The sequence below is a fragment of the Desulfovibrio desulfopostgatei genome, from assembly GCF_053570645.1.
In genome coordinates this window covers 189,568-208,615 of the sequence record NZ_JBRBQS010000002.1, presented here as the reverse complement: position 1 = coordinate 208,615, position 19,048 = coordinate 189,568, and the positions used below count along the sequence as shown (strand labels likewise).

Annotated in this window: 19 protein-coding genes and 2 tRNA genes; 13 read left to right on the top strand and 8 right to left on the bottom strand. The window is 52.5% G+C overall.

Annotation, left to right across the window (positions count from 1 at the left end):
• Complete coding sequence (locus ACUZ9Q_RS00900; protein WP_192112140.1) at window positions 1-771, top strand: ABC transporter ATP-binding protein; 771 nt, start codon at window positions 1-3, stop codon at window positions 769-771.
• Window positions 771-1,493, top strand: a complete 723-nt coding sequence (locus tag ACUZ9Q_RS00895; RefSeq protein ID WP_209819340.1) for an ABC transporter ATP-binding protein — start codon at window positions 771-773, stop codon at window positions 1,491-1,493. Before ACUZ9Q_RS00900 ends, ACUZ9Q_RS00895 begins: the two co-directional genes overlap by 1 nt.
• A gap of 84 nt (window positions 1,494-1,577) precedes the next feature.
• Here the strand turns inward: ACUZ9Q_RS00895 and ACUZ9Q_RS00890 are convergent, their stop codons facing one another.
• Entirely contained in the window at window positions 1,578-2,243 is a 666-nt protein-coding gene (locus ACUZ9Q_RS00890) for a flavodoxin family protein (protein ID WP_192112139.1), read from the bottom strand.
• 119 nt (window positions 2,244-2,362) lie between these two features.
• On the opposite strand from ACUZ9Q_RS00890, the gene ACUZ9Q_RS00885 reads away from it, so the two are divergent.
• Complete coding sequence (locus tag ACUZ9Q_RS00885) at window positions 2,363-2,824, top strand: winged helix-turn-helix transcriptional regulator (protein ID WP_215646769.1); 462 nt, start codon at window positions 2,363-2,365, stop codon at window positions 2,822-2,824.
• Here the strand turns inward: ACUZ9Q_RS00885 and ACUZ9Q_RS00880 are convergent.
• The gene (locus ACUZ9Q_RS00880) at window positions 2,752-3,744 is read right to left on the bottom strand and encodes a DMT family transporter (protein WP_449247165.1); all 993 of its coding nucleotides are present in this window, start codon (window positions 3,742-3,744) and stop codon (window positions 2,752-2,754) included. The genes ACUZ9Q_RS00885 and ACUZ9Q_RS00880 overlap by 73 nt on opposite strands.
• A gap of 137 nt (window positions 3,745-3,881) precedes the next feature.
• Here ACUZ9Q_RS00880 and ACUZ9Q_RS00875 point away from each other — a divergent pair, with 137 nt between their 5' ends.
• A complete protein-coding gene (locus ACUZ9Q_RS00875) occupies window positions 3,882-4,784 on the top strand; it encodes a LysR family transcriptional regulator (protein WP_227119347.1) in 903 nt (300 codons plus the stop codon).
• A 72-nt stretch (window positions 4,785-4,856) separates the two neighbouring features.
• Entirely contained in the window at window positions 4,857-5,792 is a 936-nt protein-coding gene (locus ACUZ9Q_RS00870) for a TIGR01777 family oxidoreductase (RefSeq protein WP_449247164.1), read from the top strand.
• Window positions 5,793-5,849: 57 nt separating this feature from the next.
• Here the strand turns inward: ACUZ9Q_RS00870 and ACUZ9Q_RS00865 are convergent, their stop codons facing one another.
• Together ACUZ9Q_RS00865 and ACUZ9Q_RS00860 are read right to left on the bottom strand one after the other, a co-directional pair.
• Window positions 5,850-6,623, bottom strand: a complete 774-nt coding sequence (locus tag ACUZ9Q_RS00865; RefSeq protein WP_192112134.1) for an ABC transporter permease — start codon at window positions 6,621-6,623, stop codon at window positions 5,850-5,852.
• A 2-nt stretch (window positions 6,624-6,625) separates the two neighbouring features.
• Window positions 6,626-7,249, bottom strand: a complete 624-nt coding sequence (locus ACUZ9Q_RS00860) for an ABC transporter ATP-binding protein (RefSeq protein ID WP_233483615.1) — start codon at window positions 7,247-7,249, stop codon at window positions 6,626-6,628.
• A gap of 278 nt (window positions 7,250-7,527) precedes the next feature.
• Here ACUZ9Q_RS00860 and ACUZ9Q_RS00855 point away from each other — a divergent pair, with 278 nt between their 5' ends.
• The gene (locus tag ACUZ9Q_RS00855; RefSeq protein ID WP_192112132.1) at window positions 7,528-9,381 is read left to right on the top strand and encodes a DEAD/DEAH box helicase; all 1,854 of its coding nucleotides are present in this window, start codon (window positions 7,528-7,530) and stop codon (window positions 9,379-9,381) included.
• Window positions 9,382-9,757: 376 nt separating this feature from the next.
• On the opposite strand, the gene ACUZ9Q_RS00850 is transcribed toward ACUZ9Q_RS00855, so the two are convergent.
• Both ACUZ9Q_RS00850 and ACUZ9Q_RS00845 read right to left on the bottom strand, forming a co-directional pair.
• Entirely contained in the window at window positions 9,758-9,955 is a 198-nt protein-coding gene (locus ACUZ9Q_RS00850) for a transposase (RefSeq protein ID WP_449248127.1), read from the bottom strand.
• Window positions 9,956-9,989: 34 nt separating this feature from the next.
• Window positions 9,990-10,367 carry a winged helix-turn-helix transcriptional regulator gene (locus ACUZ9Q_RS00845; RefSeq protein WP_449248126.1) on the bottom strand — a complete coding sequence of 126 codons (378 nt, stop codon included), beginning with the start codon at window positions 10,365-10,367 and terminating at the stop codon, window positions 9,990-9,992.
• Between the two features lie 198 nt (window positions 10,368-10,565).
• Here ACUZ9Q_RS00845 and ACUZ9Q_RS00840 point away from each other — a divergent pair, with 198 nt between their 5' ends.
• On the top strand, window positions 10,566-11,465 hold the full coding sequence (locus ACUZ9Q_RS00840; protein ID WP_449247163.1) for an alpha/beta fold hydrolase: 900 nt from the start codon (window positions 10,566-10,568) through the stop codon (window positions 11,463-11,465).
• A gap of 93 nt (window positions 11,466-11,558) precedes the next feature.
• Here the strand turns inward: ACUZ9Q_RS00840 and ACUZ9Q_RS00835 are convergent.
• Both ACUZ9Q_RS00835 and ACUZ9Q_RS00830 read right to left on the bottom strand, forming a co-directional pair.
• Window positions 11,559-11,634 (bottom strand) — tRNA-Lys (locus tag ACUZ9Q_RS00835).
• A gap of 92 nt (window positions 11,635-11,726) precedes the next feature.
• Window positions 11,727-13,460, bottom strand: a complete 1,734-nt coding sequence (locus ACUZ9Q_RS00830; protein WP_215646784.1) for a glutamine--tRNA ligase/YqeY domain fusion protein — start codon at window positions 13,458-13,460, stop codon at window positions 11,727-11,729.
• Between the two features lie 206 nt (window positions 13,461-13,666).
• On the opposite strand from ACUZ9Q_RS00830, the gene ACUZ9Q_RS00825 reads away from it, so the two are divergent.
• The 6 genes from ACUZ9Q_RS00825 to ACUZ9Q_RS00800 all read left to right on the top strand — a co-directional run bounded on the left by ACUZ9Q_RS00825 (window position 13,667) and on the right by ACUZ9Q_RS00800 (window position 18,772).
• Window positions 13,667-13,761: transfer RNA gene (locus tag ACUZ9Q_RS00825), tRNA-Ser, on the top strand.
• 394 nt (window positions 13,762-14,155) lie between these two features.
• Window positions 14,156-14,698, top strand: coding sequence for a hypothetical protein (locus ACUZ9Q_RS00820; RefSeq protein ID WP_449247162.1), 543 nt, complete (start codon window positions 14,156-14,158; stop codon window positions 14,696-14,698).
• 8 nt (window positions 14,699-14,706) lie between these two features.
• The gene (locus ACUZ9Q_RS00815) at window positions 14,707-15,900 is read left to right on the top strand and encodes a hypothetical protein (RefSeq protein ID WP_449247161.1); all 1,194 of its coding nucleotides are present in this window, start codon (window positions 14,707-14,709) and stop codon (window positions 15,898-15,900) included.
• 272 nt (window positions 15,901-16,172) lie between these two features.
• The gene (locus tag ACUZ9Q_RS00810) at window positions 16,173-16,343 is read left to right on the top strand and encodes a hypothetical protein (RefSeq protein ID WP_449247160.1); all 171 of its coding nucleotides are present in this window, start codon (window positions 16,173-16,175) and stop codon (window positions 16,341-16,343) included.
• Window positions 16,344-16,893: 550 nt separating this feature from the next.
• Window positions 16,894-18,372, top strand: coding sequence for a sulfatase-like hydrolase/transferase (locus ACUZ9Q_RS00805; protein ID WP_449247159.1), 1,479 nt, complete (start codon window positions 16,894-16,896; stop codon window positions 18,370-18,372).
• Window positions 18,373-18,409: 37 nt separating this feature from the next.
• On the top strand, window positions 18,410-18,772 hold the full coding sequence (locus ACUZ9Q_RS00800) for a diacylglycerol kinase (protein ID WP_215646792.1): 363 nt from the start codon (window positions 18,410-18,412) through the stop codon (window positions 18,770-18,772).
• Window positions 18,773-19,048 lie beyond the last annotated feature (276 nt).

Genomic DNA, 19,048 nt, shown 5'->3' with positions numbered 1-19,048 from the left:
TTGGCACTGCTTGAAATGAAAGAAGTCACGCAACGCTTCGGCGGGCTGATTGCGTTAACGGATTTTTCCATCGCCGTGGAAGACCACTCCCTTGTGGGCCTCATCGGCCCCAACGGCGCGGGCAAGACAACGGTATTCAACCTGGCCTCGGGCTTTTATCATGCCACCGAAGGGCAGATTGTCTTTAACGGCCATACATACGATACCCGCCTTGAGCCACATCAGGTTACGGCCATGGGCATGGCCCGCACCTTTCAGAACATCCGCCTGTGGAACGACATGACGGTGCTCGACAATATCTGCGTGTCGCAATACCACAGGCTGGGATACGGGCTGCTTGACGCGTGGCTCTGCAATGAGCGCTACAGCCGTGAAGAAAAACGCGTGCGGCAAAAGGCCTCAAAGATTCTTGAAATCATGGAACTGGCCGATGTGGCCAATGAATTTCCCAAAAACCTGCCCTACGGCCTGCAACGCCGGGTGGAGCTGGCCCGTGCCCTTTCCACAGACCCCAAGTTGCTGCTGCTTGATGAACCCGCCGCTGGCCTGAACTCCTCGGACGTGGACGGCCTCATCAAGCACATCCGCTGGATATTTGACGAATTCAAAATCGCCATCTGGATGATCGAGCACCAGATGAAGGTTGTCATGTCGCTGTGTCAGCACATTACCGTGGTGGAATTCGGCAAGACCATTGCCAAGGGCACGCCGCAGGAAATTCAGTCCAACCCCGATGTCATCAAGGCCTACTTGGGCGACGAGAACGTGTGATGCTACTGGAAGTTGAAAATCTCTACGCCGGCTATGGCAAGATTGAAGCCCTTCACGGCATTTCATTTCACGTGAACAAGGGCGAAATAGTCACCCTCATCGGGGCCAACGGCGCTGGCAAGTCCACCACGCTCAAGGCAGTCATGCGCCTCACGCCGCCGGAATCGCCCACGGTCATCAGTGGCGACATCCGCTTTAACGGCGAATCCATCCTGAAGACAGAGCCGCACCATGTGGTGGCCCGCCTCAAGATGGATCTTGTGCCCGAAGGCCGTCACATTTTCGGCAACCTTACGGTGAACGAAAATCTCAAGCTGGCCACATGGACGCGCAAGGACAACAATATCCAGCGGGATGTGGACAAGGTTTTTGAGCTTTTTCCGCGCCTTAAAGAACGCATGCACCAGCGCAGCGACACACTCTCTGGCGGCGAACAGCAAATGTTGGCCGTGGGCCGCGCTCTTATGACCAACTGCTCGGTGCTCCTGCTGGACGAACCCTCCATGGGGCTTTCGCCCCTGCTCATGTACGACATGTTCCGTACCTTCAAGCAGCTCAACAGCGAGGGTCTGACCGTTGTGGTTGTGGAGCAGAACGCCCGTTTGGCGCTCCAGGTGGCGGATCGCGGCTACGTGCTCGACACAGGCAGCATTGTGGCAGAAGGTTCCGCCGCCCATCTGGCAGACACGCCGGAAATCAAGGCAGCCTATCTGGGCGCATAAGCCTGCTCTGGCGTAACTATCAGCAATGACAAAGCCCCCGTTTTTCAACGGGGGCTTTGTGTTTTACCGTAGGCAGTACGGAAGCTATCTGGCAGCAGCGGCAACCATTGCCGCGCCTATGCGGCGGGCCTGTTCCAGGTCTTGCGGAAAATGCGCATCGCGATAAGCGGCTTTTTCCGGCTCGGAGAACCGTTCGCATTTGTACTTGCTATAGTCGTCAAACTGGTAGGTATTGTGCACATGCTGCACCTGCGGTTCGCCAAAAAGGCGACCCACAAAGGTTTCCATGCCCTTGAGGTTCTGGAGGTAGCCGTACTGCTCCATTTCTTCGCTGCTCACGTTCATGGGGTAGATAAAGGCTGTGGGCATGCGCTTGGGAGCAAGCGAACTGTAGTCTTTGTCATACACAAAAAAGGGAAACATCAGGCGTTCCAGAAAGCTGCGCATCATGCCCGTGACATTGCCAAAATAGATGGGGCTGCCAAAGATAAGCCCGTCCGCCTGCGAGAGCTTTTCCAGCACCGGGGCCAGATCATCCTTGACTGCGCAATGCCCATAGCTCTTGCCGCCCACCCTTTTGCACGAAAAACAGCTCACGCAACCCTTGTAGTTGAGACCATACAGGTGGATCATCTCGGTTTCGACTGTTTCGCTACAGGGTGCGGCTGCAGCGCCGTCCAGAGCAGACTGAAGCAGCTTGGCGGTATTGAACTTTTTTCTCGGGCCACCGTTTATGGCGTAAATTTTCATTATATCCTCCTGTGGGAATTAGTTGATGGCAAGGAACTTCTTGACCACCATGTATACCTGCTTTAATATTATTATAACAAGTACGCATTTTTTTCTTCCCTACTTTTTGCGAGCATACCATGACAAAATCTTCTTCACGCGCCGCCAGCTGCCTGTACGATAACAAGGCAGAATGCCCCATCCTGCACGTTTTCAAGTGCATTGGCGGCAAGTGGAAGCTGCCCGTTCTGTGGCATTTGGCCGAAAAAGAGACCCTTCGTTACAATGAACTGAAACGCACAGTGCGGGGCGTCACCAACATGATGTTGACCAAGTGCCTGCGCGAGCTGGAAGATTTTGATCTTGTGCATCGCATGCAATACAACGAAATTCCACCCAGAGTTGAATACTCCCTCACAGAGCGCGGCAAAACACTACTCCCGGCGCTGGAGGCGCTGTACGCCTGGGGCCGGGAGCATCTGGATTTTGAAAAAAATGCGGAAAAACTAGAAGCAGAAGATTGCGGCTGTCAGCCCCGCGCCTGCCCGGATAGTTTGGTGGACGGTTCGGCGGATACTTCCAAGGGCGGTTCGGCGGCCTGAGCGCATCCGGCCCCGCTACGGAAGTTTTCCACAACAATGCCGGTGATTATAAGCGCGCCGCCAAGCAGGGTCGCCAGTGTCATCTGTTCACCCAGCAGGGCCGCGCCAAACAGCACCGCCGCCAGGGGATTGAGCGCAATAAATACGCCAGCGCGCGCTACGCCAATTTTCTGGATGCCGTCATAATACCAGATATAGGCCACGGCGGAGCCAACTATGCCCAGATAGAGCAGGCTGAGCATTTCGCCGCTGCTGAACCGCGCCACGGCGGCAAAATCCAGCGCGCCCGTGCAGGCGGTATAGACCGCCAGCATGAGGGTTCCGGCATAGATGGAATACGTAACCGTGTGCAACGGCCCAAGCTGCCGCACCACAGATTTGCAAAACACGCTGTAGGCGCTCCAGCTCAGCACGCAGCCGCCTATAAGCGCCTCGCCCAGCCAGCCGCTGCCGCCAGCCCCTGCCCGCTGGGGATCGCCGCCTCCGACCACCAGGGGCACACCGCCGAAACACAGGGCAATGCCAAGCATTTTCAGAGCGCTCACGCGTTCACGGTAAAAAAGGTAGGCGATAAGGGCCATGACCGCCGGGTTCAGCGCCACAATCAGCGCCGCGCGCGAGGCGCTGATGTGCTGCAAGCCGCTGAAAAAGAAAAAGCTGTAAGAAAAGATGCCGCAAAACCCCAGCAGGCTCACCACCAGAGCCTGCCCCACCGTCACACGGCGAAAGCCCTTGCCGGAAACCACAAGAAACAGACTCAGCGCCGCCGAGGCCAGCAAAAACCGCAAGCTCGCCGAAAACATGGGCGCAACGCCAGCCAGGCTTCTGCCCGCAATGAAGGTTCCCCCCCAGGCCACGGCCACAAGTGCCAACCGGACGTACACGGCGGCGTCCCCAGCGCGTTCTTTTGCAACACTCATTTCAATCCCTGACTTTACTGAAATTCTGCGGCCAAAGGCATTGCACAGGCCGCACCCATTGCACCCGCTAGCTGAAGCGCATACATTTACGTACATGTTCATTCATAGAGAAATGAGCAATAACTCATGGAATCGCAATGACGCTGACCCAGCTTGAAATATTCTCCACCGTGGCCGCGCGCCGTGGCTTCACTGCCGCAGCCCTGCAACTGGGGATTTCGCAATCGGGCGTATCCCACGCCATTGAAGCGCTTGAGCAGGAATTTGGCGTGGCCCTGCTGCGGCGCGGCAAGAATCTGGAGCTTACAGATGTGGGCGCTCGCCTGTTGCGGCAGGCGCAGGCCATGCTTGGGCTGGCGGAATCCATGCGGCAGGAGGCCTCGGACGCGCACGGCATGAAGCGCGGCACGTTGCGCATTGGCTCCTTTGGCCCTACGGCCTCGCTGCGCCTGCTGCCCCCGGTGCTTGAAAAATACCGCGCGGTATACCCCGGCATTGAAGTCCACGTGGATGAAGGCCCGGACGGCGAGGTGGCCCAATGGCTCACAGACCACCGTGTGGACATTGGTTTTGTGACCTTGCCGGATGAACGGTTTGACACCTTTCCCCTCATGGAAGACCAGCTGGTGGCCCTGCTGCCTCTGGCGCACCCGCTGACGAAGAAAAACGCCGTCACCCTGGAGGAACTTTGCGCCAGCCCCTTTGCCATGACCAGAGCCGGATCTGAAGACATTATCGGTGGCCTGTTCCGCGCGTTGCGACTGCAACCCAATATACGTTGGCGCTCGTTGCAGCTTGTGAGCACCATTGCCGCCGTGGCTCGGGGCGAGGCCGTGAGCATTGTGGCAGAATCCGCCCTGCCGCCAGATAAAGCACAGGGCTACGTCAAAAAGCCCCTCCGTCCTGCGGCCCGGCGGCAGGTAGCCCTGGCAACGCCGGACGCTCGCCGCATGTCGCCCGCAGCGCGGGAGTTCATCCGCATGGCGCAGGAGGTTTTTCCGCATCCCGCGCAATCAACCGCAAGGCCGGCAAAACGATAAAATTGCCTGTTCTCCGGCAAACGGTATAGACTGCATCAAACGCACGGCTTCGCACAACAGAGGGGGTTCACCATGCATGTTCTCATTCTGGGCGGCACAGGCTTTGTGGGGCGATACATGGCAACGGCGCTCATGCGCCAGGGCCTCACCGTAAGCGTGGTTTCACGCAGGGCGGGCAAGGACGGCAACGGGCCACGGCGCGTGGTCTGGAACGGCTGGGATGGAGCTGCCCTGGCCGGATTGCTGGACGGCATCGACGCCATCATCAACCTTCAGGGCGAGAATATCGGCGGAGGCCGCTGGACGCCGGAACGCAAGCAGGCCATTGTGAACAGCCGGGTAGAAACCGGGCAAGCCTTGTGCGTTGCCCTGCGCCTGCGCAAGGAACAATCCCAGCAAGCGCCTGCAACCCTCTTGCAGGCTTCGGCCAGCGGATACTACGGTCTGTGGCAAAACAGCGCGCCTCCCTGCGATGAAGGTGCGCCCTCCGGCACGGGATTTCTGGCCGAAACCTGCCGCCAGTGGGAACAGAGCACCGTGCCCGTTGAAGCGATGGGCATCCGCCGTTGCGTGCTGCGCTTTGCCCCGGTGCTGGGCAAAAAGGCGGATGGAACCCCCGGCGGATTTCTGGAGCGCATGCTGCCCCCCTTCCGCATGTTTGTAGGCGGGCCGCTGGGTTCAGGCAAACAGCCATTCTGCTGGACGCACCTTGAAGACGTGACCGGAGCAGCCGCCCTGCTGCTGCAAAGACCCGACCTTGCGGGCACGTTCAACATCTGCGCGCCGCGCACCCCCAGCATGAGCGAATTTACCCGCGCCCTTGGCAAGGCCTGCGGCAAGCCCTCGTGGCTGCCTGTGCCCGCAGCGATACTGCGCCTGATGCTGGGGCAGATGGCCGATGAACTGCTGCTCGCTGGGCAGAATCCTGTTCCAGCGCGGTTGCAGGCTGCTGGCTATGCCTTTTACCAGCCGGATCTCGAATCAGCCCTGCGGAGTGTGCTTCTCTAACGCCGCTAACACATTATACGTAAACAGCGCTCGGACAGTCCCACTGGCAACCTGCGCCTAGAAAGCCACCTGTTTTTGCGCGTTCCAGAGCGTTCTGTAGCCGAAATAGAGCGAGCAGAAACAGCACAGGCACACGCAGGCGCAAATAGCCACCATGATGGTTATCTGGTACAGGATGGCAGTGGTGGGAGCGGTGCCGGAAAGTATCTGGCCTGTCATCATGCCGGGCAGCACCACTATGCCCATGCCCAGCATGGAGTTGAGCGTGGGCACGAGGGCGGTTTCCAGCGCCTGGCACACAAAGGGAAAAAGCACCTTCTCCGGCGTGGCCCCGATGTTCAGCAGCGCCTCCACGCGCGCCCGCTGCCCCTCAAGGCCGTTCCAGAATGACTTGAGGCCCAGCGAAACGCCCGTGAGCGCATTGCCCATGAGCATGCCGCTGATGGGGATGAGGTATTGCGGATCAAACACGCTCTGCCCCACAATACAGGTCACGAAAAATATGATGATGCCCAGCCCGCAACTGGCAATGGAAACAGACACTATTACCCGAAAGCGCGGGTTGAGCCTTTTGTTGCGCGAAAGCACCAGATAAATGGTAAAAAACACCAGTATGAGCAGATAGCCCATGGTGAGCAGTGGGTGCGGATGCTCGAAAAGAAATGTCAGCGCGTAGCCTGCGGCAATGAGCTGCAAGGTCATGCGTGCGCTTGCCAGCACCAGTAGTTTGGTCTGGTTGATGCGGCATTTTTTCATAACCGCCAGCACCACCAGCAAGAGCACATAGACGAGCAAAAAAGAGCCTAACTGAATCTGGGCAACGCCGTTCATGGTTATTCCGCCTCTGCCCGCAGGCTGATGATGTTTTCCGCATGCCGCCCGGTCAGGGCGGGATCATGGCTCACGGCTACCACGGTCATGCCGCGCTCGCGGCAAAAGGCCAGCACCTGGGCCATAAAGCGCTCTGCTGTTTCCTGATCCAGAGCCGAGGTGGGTTCGTCGAGCATCAGCACCTTGGGCAGGAATGAAAGGCAGATGGCCAGAAACACGCGCTGGCGTTCGCCACCGGAAAGATGCACGCAAGGCGCATCCAGCGGGAAATTGGCGCAGCACAGGCGCAGGAATTTCTGCTTGTCTTCCGCCGCAAGGGTGGCGGATTCTCTGGCTTCGCAAAAGGCGTCAAAGTTTTCGCCCACGGTGCCTTCAAAGAGAAACACGGACTGCCCTGCCAGCAAAACCTCTCGCCGCAGGGCAATGCTGTCCGTTTGGGCCATGTCCTGCCCCCGATACAGCACCGTGCCTGCCGTAGGGGCCAGAGTTTTGTTGAACAGCCGCAGTAGCGTGCTTTTGCCGCAGCCGCTGGGGCCGCTGATAAAGGTGGCCTTGCCCTCTTCGATGTCCAGATCTCTATAGGATATCTGGCCGTAGGCAAGACCGCGTGTCTGTATACAGGACATGGTTTCTCCTGATGGCTGACGTGATGCAGGACTATTCCGGCGTAGGCCATCCTACAGAGGAGCGCGGCAAGGTCAACAGCCTCTAAACGCTTTGTGCCGCGTAGCAGAATTTTTTTACATCTGCGCCAGAATCTTCATCCCTTGCGGGGGGCGGCTTCTGGGCGGTTTTTTTCAGTCAGGCCGCCGTCTGCCGCAATCTGGGGCTGATGGGGCATTGTGCATTGGCGTGTATGAGGCTATGGTACGCTACCAAGTAATTTTTTATGTACAGGAACAGCATGTCCCCATCGTTCGAAGATTTTCATTTGTCCCCGGAATTATTGCAGGCCGTCAAGGATATGGGTTTTGAAGAACCCTCTCCTATCCAGGTGCTCGCCGTACCCTTTCTGCTGACTGGCCGCGACGCGGTAGGTCAGGCCCAGACCGGCACTGGCAAAACAGCCGCCTTTGGCATGCCCATTCTGGAAAAGCTCACCCCCACAAGGGCGGTGCAGTCGCTGGTGCTTTGCCCCACGCGCGAGCTTGCCATTCAGGTTGCCGAAGAACTCAGCAAACTGGCCGCCCGCATGCGCGGCGTCGCCATTTTGCCCATATACGGCGGTCAGGCCATTGAACGCCAGCTCCGCGCTCTTGAACGCGGCGTGCAGGTGGTGGTAGGTACCCCTGGCCGCGTTATGGATCACCTCCAGCGCGGCACCCTCCGCCTGGGCGGCGCAACCACCATTGTGCTTGATGAAGCCGACGAAATGCTCGATATGGGCTTTCGCGAAGATATAGAAGCCATTCTGGAGCGGGTGCCCGCTGAATGCCAGCGCGTACTTTTTTCGGCCACCATGCCCCCGGCTATTTTGCAGTTGAGCAAGCGCTTTCTGCGTGAGCCGGAAATGCTGGCCATTGCCCAGAAAACCCTGACTGTGCCCGCCATTGAGCAGGTCTATTACGAAGTGCGCCCCCATCAGAAGATGGACGCGCTGTGCCGGGTGCTGGACGCCCAGGGATTCCGCAAGGCCCTGGTGTTCTGCTCCACCAAGCGCAGCGTGGACGAAGTGACGGCCCACCTGCAACAGCGCGGCTATCAGAGCGACGGCCTGCACGGCGACCTTGCCCAGTCGCAGCGCGACAGGGTCATGCAGCGTTTTCGCGGTGAGGGGCTGGACATTCTGATTGCCACGGACGTTGCCGCGCGCGGCATTGACGTGGACGATGTGGATGCCGTGGTCAACTACGATATTCCCCATGACGCAGAGCGCTACGTGCACCGCATTGGCCGCACCGGGCGCGCTGGCCGCGTGGGCAAGGCCTTCACCTTTGTGACCCTGCGCGAGCAGCACAAGCTGCGCGACATTATCCGGCATACCAAGGCCCGCATCCAGCAGGAACGCCTGCCTTCGCTGCGCGACGTTGCCAACATCCGCACCTCGCGGTTGCTGGACGAAGTGCGCGCCACGCTGACCGCCGGTGCGCTGGAAAGCTGCATGCAGATGGTTGAAGACTTTTTGTCCGAACAGTTTGCAGACGACGTGATCACCAGCCGCGATGTGGCCGCAGCCCTGCTCAAGCTGCTGATGCAGCGCGATTTTGGCGATGCCACCAACGTGCCAGAAGAAGACCCGCTGGCCGAAGCGCCCCGTCGTTTTGGCCGCGATGGTCGTGACGGTCGCGACGGGTTCCGTCAGGGCGACCGCGATGGCGCGCGTCCGCGCCGTAATGATGCGCCCATGACCCGCCTGCACATCAGCGTGGGACACGCGCACAAGGTTTCGCCCGGCGAAATGGTGGGCGCCATCACTGGCGAATGCGGCATTGCTGGCCGCAGCATCGGCGCAATCAGCATTCAAAAGCATTTCAGCCTTGTTGAAGTGCAGAGCGAATTTGCCGACGACGTGCTGGCCGTTCTTAACCGGGGCGTGTTTATTGCCGGTACGCGCGTGACCGCCAAGCTGGATACTGGCGGCGGCTCGTTCCAGCGCAAGAGCTTTGGCCCTGGCCCCCGCGCACCGCGTGGCCCCCGGCCCGGATACCCTGCCCGCAATCAGCGCGATGGCGGCGGTAACGGTGGCGGCGGCAAGCGGTTTACGCACCCCGATAAATGGGGCAGAAAACCGCGCGGCGCAGAAGAAGACAGGGATTAATCTTTGTTGCTAGCATAACGGCCCGTTGGCTCATAGAGCCAACGGGCCGTTTTAATTTCATCTACATGCCGCTCTAACTGTTTGCATGAGGAACGAGAGCAGGCCCATTGCATCGGCCAAGCCCCCGGTAATCCGCACGGGCGGCTCCGTGCTCCTCAGATGAAGCCCCCTACGCTTGAATACACCTTTGCATAACCCAAAGAATACGTATCACCCTGCGCCGCGGGGACGTAAGCCCCTATAAGGCTCTCTTACCATCTGCTCCCTAGCAGGTGCATGTTCGATCTGACATTTGCATTTCTGTTACTTACGGCCTGTTAACGGGGTACCCTGGATCCGGAGGACTCAACGGATCGCTGAGCTTATCTCTATCAAGTTACTTTTTTATGCAATCCTGAATTGTTGTACTATCCTTGCCCACGGTATCTATATAAAAACCCGCGAAACAAAAACTCACGACTGTAATATTTAAATTTAAGATTGCCGATTGCTTATAGAGCATCAAACTATCTTTACCTTTTAAGTACCCTATAAAACTCGATACGCTTATCTCCGGGGGTATCGCAAGCAGCATGAGAATATGAACCTCTAAACTACGCAGCAGCTTCTTATTCAACTTCTCCAGAAGCAGTCTGACGTTCCTCTTTAGTATCATAGTGTTCACGTGCCTTTTCGATTTGAGGCAGGTGTTCTATCGCCCAATTGTAGACCGCCCTTAAAGGTACCTGTAGCGTTCGGCCAAGTTCGGTAATTGAATATTCGACGGCTACAGGAGATGTCGCCATAATCTTGCGCATGATTAATCCATTTCTTTCCAATCGTCTCAAAGCCTGCGTCAACGCCTTATGCGTAATACCCTCAAGCCTGCGCATGAGCTCGTTAAACCGTGTAGGCTTCTCTTCTAGAATAGTTAGGATCATCACAGACCACTTGTTTGCAACTTGGTCGAAGAATGATCGTGCCGCGCAGTCCGCAAAAAAAAACAGTATCCACTTTTTGTGTCATAGCAGTATACTCCTGTATATCTACGCACCTTAAGGTGCGTAATTGACGTTATAATCGTAACATATATTAATGAGCACAGCCCACTTTATTAATGGTCGTCGATGTTGATGTCGGCGAGGATATCTCAAAGGATGCTTACATTGAAAGTACAGAACACGCCCTTATCCCGGCGAGGCCTCATGAAGCTGCTAGGCTTGACCACAGCCTCGACAATTATGGCCAACCCCCTGCGCGGCCTTATGGTACTTACGGGGTTAACCACAGACGCGACCACTCCAATACAGGCCTTTGGCGCAAGTAAACCAACCGCCGAGCTTTTTTATACCGACACTGGAAAAGGTAAAAACATGATGCTGCTCCACGGTTGGAGTTGTGACTCGCATGATTGGAGTTGGCAACTCCCAGCGTTGGAAAGCCGTTATCGCGTTGTTGCCATAGATCTGCGCGGGCACGGCAGATCCGAGGTAATGCCGTCTGGCAATTACATGCCGGATGACTATGTCGCAGATATCGAAACGCTCATCGAGACTAGGTTTTCAAGTGAAAAATTTGTGCTGGTGGGGCATTCGATGGGAGGGCAAATCGCCGCACGCCTAGCGAACAAACGGCCGGATCTGATTGAGGGAGTCGTCTCGGTTGATGGTTCGCTCGGATTTTCCGACAAACTTGCTTCTATATTTCAAAAGACGGTTGATGACCTGCAACACGGCAATCCAAGCGATGTAATATCAGCCTTATTAGCCGGATTTTACGACAAAGCCACAGATCCTGCTTTAAAACGATGGCATACCAGACGCCTTCAGGGCACACCGATCTATCCTGTGCGTGAATCCTTTGCCCCCTTATTTTTTGGCCCAAACCAAGTCGGACTTGGGGAGCAAAGCAAAGTATTTTGCAAAACCATTCGCACCCCATTTTATCATCTTTGCAGAGATAAAGAGCAAGCCGAGCGAATGCATACATGGTTCTCTCACCCGAAATCAAAGGTCGACCTCTGGGAAGGCGCTGGGCACTGGATCATGCAGGATCGGAAGGACGATGTGAATGCGGCGATCATCACCTGGGTAGATGCGCTCTGAGTGGCCTGAGAGGAGCCTCTACCTCAAAGACGGGGGCATAGCGGCTCAAAGAAAAAGGGCTTATGGCGGTTAGCCATAAGCCCTTGAAATATATGGTGGGTCGTGCGGGGATCGAACCTGCGACTCTCTGCTTAAAAGGCAGATACTCTACCTACTGAGTTAACGACCCGTAGAGACGCGGAATATAGCGACAGCCTTAGCAACTGTCAAGCGCGTCTTGCAACAAAATGCCGATCAAACCCATATTTGCTCAAAAAGCCGCTATGCGCCCTTCTTTTCCAGCTTGGCCCATGTGTCGCGCAGCGTGGTTGTGCGGTTGAACACGGGCTTGGCATCAGTGCTGTCCTTGTCCTTGCAGTAGTAGCCAAGGCGCTCGAACTGCATCTTGTCCCCTGCCTTGAAAGTAGCCAGGGCCGGTTCCAGCAGGGCCTCCACCTTTGTGAGCGATTCGGGATTAAGGTTATCCAGAAACGTCTTGCCCTCGGGCGCGGCATTGGGGTTTTCCACCGCGAAAAGCTGGTCGTACAGGCGTACTTCTGCGGGGATGGCGTGTGCCGCCGACACCCAATGGATGGTTCCCTTCACCTTGCGGCCATCGGGGCTTTGCCCGCCCTTGCTTTCCGGGTCGTACACGCAGCGCAGTTCAACCACATTGCCCGCATCGTCCAGCACGGCCTCGCGGCAGGTGATAAAGTAGGCATAGCGCAGGCGCACTTCCGCACCTGGGGCCAGCCGGTGGAACTTCTTGGGCGGCTCAAGGCGGAAGTCGTCCCGCTCAATATACAGCTCGCGCGAGAACGGCACCTTGCGGCTGCCATAGGAGGCATCTTCCGGGTGGTAGGGCATGTCAAACTCTTCCACCTGACCTACGGGATAGTTCTCAATAACCACTTTCACCGGGTCGAGCACAGCCATAACGCGCGGGGTATGCTCGTTGAGATATTCGCGCACGCAGAACTCGAGCATGGAATATTCCACGGTGGAATCGGCGCGGGCCAGACCAATACGGGAGCAGAATTCGCGCAGGGCCTCGGGCGGAATGCCCCGGCGACGCATACCGCTCAGGGTGGGCATGCGGGGATCGTCCCAGCCAGTAACGTGGCCTTCCTTTACAAGCTGGATGAGCTTGCGCTTGGAGAGCACCGTATAGGTGACATTGAGCCGCGCAAATTCGATCTGCTGCGGGCGGTACGCGCCAAGGGTTTCGAGCACCCAGTCGTACAGTTCGCGGTTATTGATGAATTCCAGCGTGCAGAGCGAGTGGGTAATGCCCTCGATGGAGTCGGACAGGCAGTGGGTGTAGTCGTACATGGGGTAGATGCACCACTTGTTGCCCGTGCGATGGTGTTCCGCATGGCGGATGCGGTACAGCGTGGGATCGCGCATGACCACGTTGGGCGAGGTCATGTCGATCTTGGCGCGCAGCACTTTTTGACCATCGCCAAATTCGCCCGCGCGCATACGGCGGAACAGATCAAGGTTTTCATCGACGCTGCGGTTGCGCCAGGGGCTTTCGCGTCCGGGTTCGGTCAGCGTGCCGCGGTATTCGCGGATTTCCTCCGCCGAAAGGTCGTCCACATAGGCCTTGCCCATCTTGATGAGCTGCTCGGCGTAGTCATAGAGCTTCTCGAAGTAGTCGGAAGCGTAAAATTCGCGGTCGTCCCACACGCCGCCAAGCCAGCGCACATCCTCACGGATGGAATCAACGTATTCCGTTTCTTCCTTGGTGGGGTTGGTGTCGTCAAAGCGCAGGTTGCACAGCCCGCCAAACTCCCTGGCAACGCCAAAGTTAAGGCAGATGGACTTGGCATGCCCCAGATGCAGATACCCGTTCGGCTCGGGAGGAAAACGCGTGTGCACGCGATTGCCGAACCGGCCCGAAGCGTTGTCTTCAGTTATACGGGTGCGGATGAAATCCAGGCCGACTTTTGCGGTATCGCCAGCGGCGGTGCCTTCAGCAACAGTGGCGGGTGTCGTATCATTTTCGGGGGCCATAATGCGCTCCAATAGTTCCATTTAATGGGAAGTCCATAAAATTACGCCAAGCTGCGCCCCCGGTCAATGCGTGGCTGTGCTGTCCGTGCACCCTCATGTTATGCGCTTTTATTCATAGATGGCAGAACATTCTTGACAGGTGCCGCCGTCTAGGCTAGCTTGCTTTTCTGCATTCTGGTTCGCTTAATTGTTGGCCTGATGCATGCGGAGAGGTGTCCGAGCCGGCCGAAGGAGCTCGCCTGCTAAGCGAGTATACGGGCTTAAACCTGTATCGAGAGTTCAAATCTCTCCCTCTCCGCCACATAAGCAAGTAAAACGGCGAGTTACTGTCAAAGGTAACTCGCCGTTTTTGCGTTCTTGCGGGGTAGGAATTGGGGTGGTGCGGGGTGGCGTACATACCGCCGTACATACTTTTGGGGGATCTGCGGAGAAATCGCTGCTTGCAAGAGGTGCTTTTATGAACAATTCTAGGTGATTTTGAAGTGCCTTGCATGTAGTGAGATGTATTATACGTTTTTTGTGGGATGCCACTGAGCGTTTTAGCAACACACTAAAACTTGATCCCCTTGAACACTCCGGCGGCGCGCCCCCCCAAGCCTTGATAGATTGCTCAATATTGTCTAAATTTTGAATGGGCATCCTCGAAAGTGGAGGTGCGTGGTTGAAAATGCACAATCCCAAAAAAGATAGCTATCATGATATGGGAATCATATTATTGGAAACGTGACTTGCTTAATACGGTCTTTTGGTTAAAGCGTACTAAGGAGAAATTTACAACTATTGAAGGTGAGATAGATGAAAAATTATCTGTAAAACTAGAACAAAAAATATTTATAGGATTTTATTCTATACGGAAATTGCTTGAAACCAAAAAATTCTCTAAACAAATACACTCATGCAAAATTCCTATTCAATATTTCAGTAATGTAAAAAATGTTAATCATCTCAACTGGCATAAAATTGAAGAGCTTTTTGATCTTGACTCGCTTCATAATGAGAAAATTAAATTAGTAGTATTGGCCAACTACTTTATTCACAGCTATATTTTTCTTCCTTCTTTTGAAAATGACCAGCTTTCAGGTATTTTTATAAGTTCAGACAAAATAAGAAATAAAAAAGTCTACTTTCTAAATTTGGAACAATTGTATTTTGTGTTCAATATGGTTGGCAATGACAATCCAACGAAAATAGAAGTGTGGAGAGATAGTGATAATGATTTTGATATAAAACTGGAGTAATCTCTTTTATGATTACATACTACAAGAAAAAAATATTTTCATTGAAAGATTCACTCAATGCTATGCCTGATAATTTAAAGTTTAGAGGGAATAGTCTGATTGATTCTATCCGCATATATGACTACCAAATTGATGTGCTCAATAGCATAAAATCTGCAGAAAAGAAGTTATCTAAAGAAAAAAGCTTTATTGGAAAATTAAGACAAACATTGCGAAGCAGTGGATTAGCTAAGGATGAATCAAGTAAAATAAAATCTAAAATTGACCATTCTTTATATAAAATAGATGGTTATAGTAATATAATTTATATTTTTAAATGCTTTTGTGACGCCTTAGTATTTAAGTACACACCCAAGTGGAATATTCACCATTTTCAAATCAATCAACACAGGTTTGCACTTAAAGAAACTCCTGGTTTTATTACAGAAAAATCGGGGTTTTGGAAAGAGCGGAAAAGAGCCATAGAGCTAGCCCGAAAAGGCTTTGTTCCCTTGCTTAACGATTTAACAAACGTGATGCGACACGGTGATATTAGCCTCCTTGGGAATGAAATTCCTTTGCCCATTGAGGTAAAATCAAGCAAAAATCGCAATCGTAGAACAGAGAGGCAGTTTCAATCACTGAAAATAATTAAAAATTTCTACCGTAATGACGGTGGCGACATAAGTGGTTTTCAAGGAATTAAGAGAGTTTTTCTGCGCGGCACAGAGAAAAACTATACAGAGTTGATGAATAGTACAGTCCAAGAAGCACTCAAGACCGGGTCCTGCATTTCTACTCCCGAAGCAGGAGTTCGGTATCTTGCTGCCACTGGTGATGCTAGTCGCATAATTAATGAGAGTTGTGACGAGATGCAGGAGCCAGTGGCATGCTATGTCAATTCATTTAAAAGCATAGAAAAATGGCGAGATTACACTCCGTTTACTCTTTCTTTTCAAAAACCAGATACATTGTATGCGTTCCTTTCTGGAAATCTCATTCTTATTGTTTTTGTGGATTTGAGTGTATTAAGAGAAAAGGCAGAAGCCATTGGCGTTAATGTCACTAGATCAGAGGATAATGACTATATTTTTAAATTGAATATAAAAAACAAAACCGTTGAAAATTTCGATTATATATATGTATCACGTCACTTTTTTGGCAGGGTTTTTCTGGAATTTATGCCTATTGATATAATACTCGACAATATACATTCCACCTAGAACATATTTACAACACACAATAATTCTTTGAATATCACTAACAACAGTATTTTTGTTGTGAGTCGAGTTTAAGTAAATGTTACTACACAACATACTAATGGTTATGAACGAACACCGCACACCTAACCATTTTTCCATTTTAAACCGTCTTTCTATCTGTACAATTTACCACAAGCAAACCATACAGATGTTGCAACGGCGAGCCACCGCAAAGCAACCCGCTCTTTCTACTGGTACAGCCAAGCCTACCCTTCTGCCTCAGCCTCATCCCCATGAACAGCTATCGATTGAACCGCTCCTTCAATGACCCCGGCCAGACGGTCAAGGTTAGGGGCAACGCTCCTCAGGTAAATATCCGTTGTGGTGGGCCTCTGGTGGCCCAAAAGCTGCTGAATGCCGCCAACTCCGCCTACTGCGATTTGACCAGACTAACGGCAAAATAGTGGCGTATGGCGTGGAACCCGAATGGGGTTACCCCTGCCTTCTCGCAAAGCCGCTTCAGCATCAGCTTCATTGATGGCTGCCGCATGGAGTATGGGCCTGAGTAACCGGGTTAATGAACACAAACCCCATATTGCCCGTTACTGGCCTCTGTTCAGCCACTAAGACATGCGGCCCGACGAAAAGGAACATCTAGCGCCATTACATAGCTGCCTATTTTTCGGCGGAATAGGGAGGCGTACATAGCGTTGGAATATCTGCACGGGATTTTTCTTAAACCTACGGCGGGCCTTACCGACAAATATTTGAGCTACCACGCAGCAACAGTTCTGGGGGGCGCAACCGGCAAACGTACTCGGGCGGGAGCATGAAAACTCCATGGCATCCATTTCAACCGTTGAACGTGTTTTAGTGCAGCTTCAGACATAGTTCTGCCCCACCCAAACCACGCAAGGGAGACATCCGGTCGAAATAAAGGCAACGCCATACAGCTCCGTTGACATCTTGGTTCTTGGCATATAGTGAATTTCGCCAATATACCAGGAGGCAACCTTGAACTTTCGCGCAATTAAAGAATGGATTCCATTCTTTTTCCTGGTATCTCTCACGGCAGCCATAAGTACTTTTTGCCAAATCTGGAGCATCCATCCATCTGCCCCGATCATAGGCATCAACTTTCTGGCAAGCCTTGCTGTCCTCTCTTTTGCAAATAAAAAAACTTGTGTGATTATTTTTTTATTGCAATGCATATCGAGCATCATACTAACGTCTGCTTCTTCTGCCCTAAAAGAGCCGCTTACCCTAACGGCAATTCTGAATGGGATGGATTATGCCCTTGATTTTGGGCTGTCTATTTACATCTATATTCAAGTATATATGGCATTATTTTTTGTAATATGCCTAATCCTTCAATTAATTTGTGTTTACAAGATCAACCTGAATGTTAAAAGAACAAAAATTGGCATCATTTCTCTAATTGCACTGCTTTTAGTTTATGCTATCAGCTTTACTTCTCTGCCATTGTCTGCATTCTGGCCAAATGATAAAATTCAGCCTGGCGAAATTGTAAACTGGAACCCGCCGGAAAGGCGTTCTTTACACAAACGTGGTTATCTAGCCACATATCTTATAGAACTTTTCACAGGATACAGCTCAAGGGTCAAGCAACTTCAGCCAATTATGGATACACCCAGCGGCATTGAAGAAATACCTGCTTTAAAAGCAACAGGGAAAATTATCTTTATCCAGGTTGAAAGTCTTGACTACGACCTGCTCAACGCTGCCGTAGGGGATGAATATGTGATGCCTTTTTTGCACGACCTGCAAAAAGCCGCGATAATCATCCCCATTGACGGAGCAAAAAAACTTGGATCTGCAAACTCTGACTTCGAAATTTTTACAGGAAATATTGCATCATCAAATTATATACACTATACATTCACCAAAACATTCCCAAACTCCCTTTTGTCAGAGATATCAAAGAAAATTTCGCCTTCATTTGCTTTTCATGGAATGCCCTATTTTTATATGAATCAGGGGCCAGCATATACAGCTCAGGGCGTTGAGCACGTCTTATGCCTTGAAGAAATGCAACGGGAGGGAATTACACCGCGCCACATGTGGGGAGACGGAGTAATTGCCGATCAGGATATGTTTCCGCTCGCTTTAAGCAAAATTCCTCAAAGCGGAAACTTCTTTCAATTTATAATTACCATGAATATGCACACCTTTGAGAATCCACGCGATGTGTGCCCACAAATGTATTTTACTACCGGAGATGATCACGCTTTTTATTCGTGCAGCAGATCGACGGATGATGCCATACGAAACTATATCACGCAGGTCCCTGATGGCACGTTAGTGGTAATATGGGGGGATCATCGCTCGTACTCCAGAGATAACTCTGGAAAAATTCCGTTCATTGCCTTCGTCAAAGGTGAAGAGCACCCCTTTGATGGCTCTCATCTTCAGGGCCTGACTCGCAGCAAAATGCATTTCTATCTTGAAAAAATCATTCGACCTCTTCTATAGTCAACAACAAGACGTATTAAATACAGGTTTTAATCCTATGAAAAACTTTATTGAATTAGTACGCCGGCGGCTTGTCTCCGCTACAAAATATTCCATCGACGGATTTGCTGACGCCTTTCGCCATGAGGAAGCCTTTCGACTAGAACTTCTTATATTACTTGTTTTAATAATTGTTCTTTTTTTTGTTCCATGGCCATTATGGAAAAAAATATTACTGCCAACAGGCTTTACACTCGTGCTTTTGGCTGAACTGCTAAATTCTGCAATTGAAAACATTTGCGACATAATTCATCCGCAGGAGTCAAAACTTGTAAAAGCCGCAAAAGACAAAGGTTCCATGGCGGTATTGATTGCTTTAATTGCCAATCTTTTTCTTCTTCTTGCTTTAATAATTGCTTAGTTGCACTCCATTATTGATGAACATGATTGCAAACCAAATGGCTGGCCAATTTAATCATCAATGGCCTTTGACAGATGAAAAATAATGAGAGAACGGATCAATCCTCTCTCACCGCCACATGCGCTAATAAAACGGCGAGTTACTATTAAAGGTAACTCGCCGTTTTTTGCGCCTGAAAGGGATGGAATGCGGCGCGGCATATATACTGTCATATTGCCCCAGCTGAACAAAAATCAGGCAGCTTATTCCCCCGCACCAGCCCTGCCCTCTTGGAAG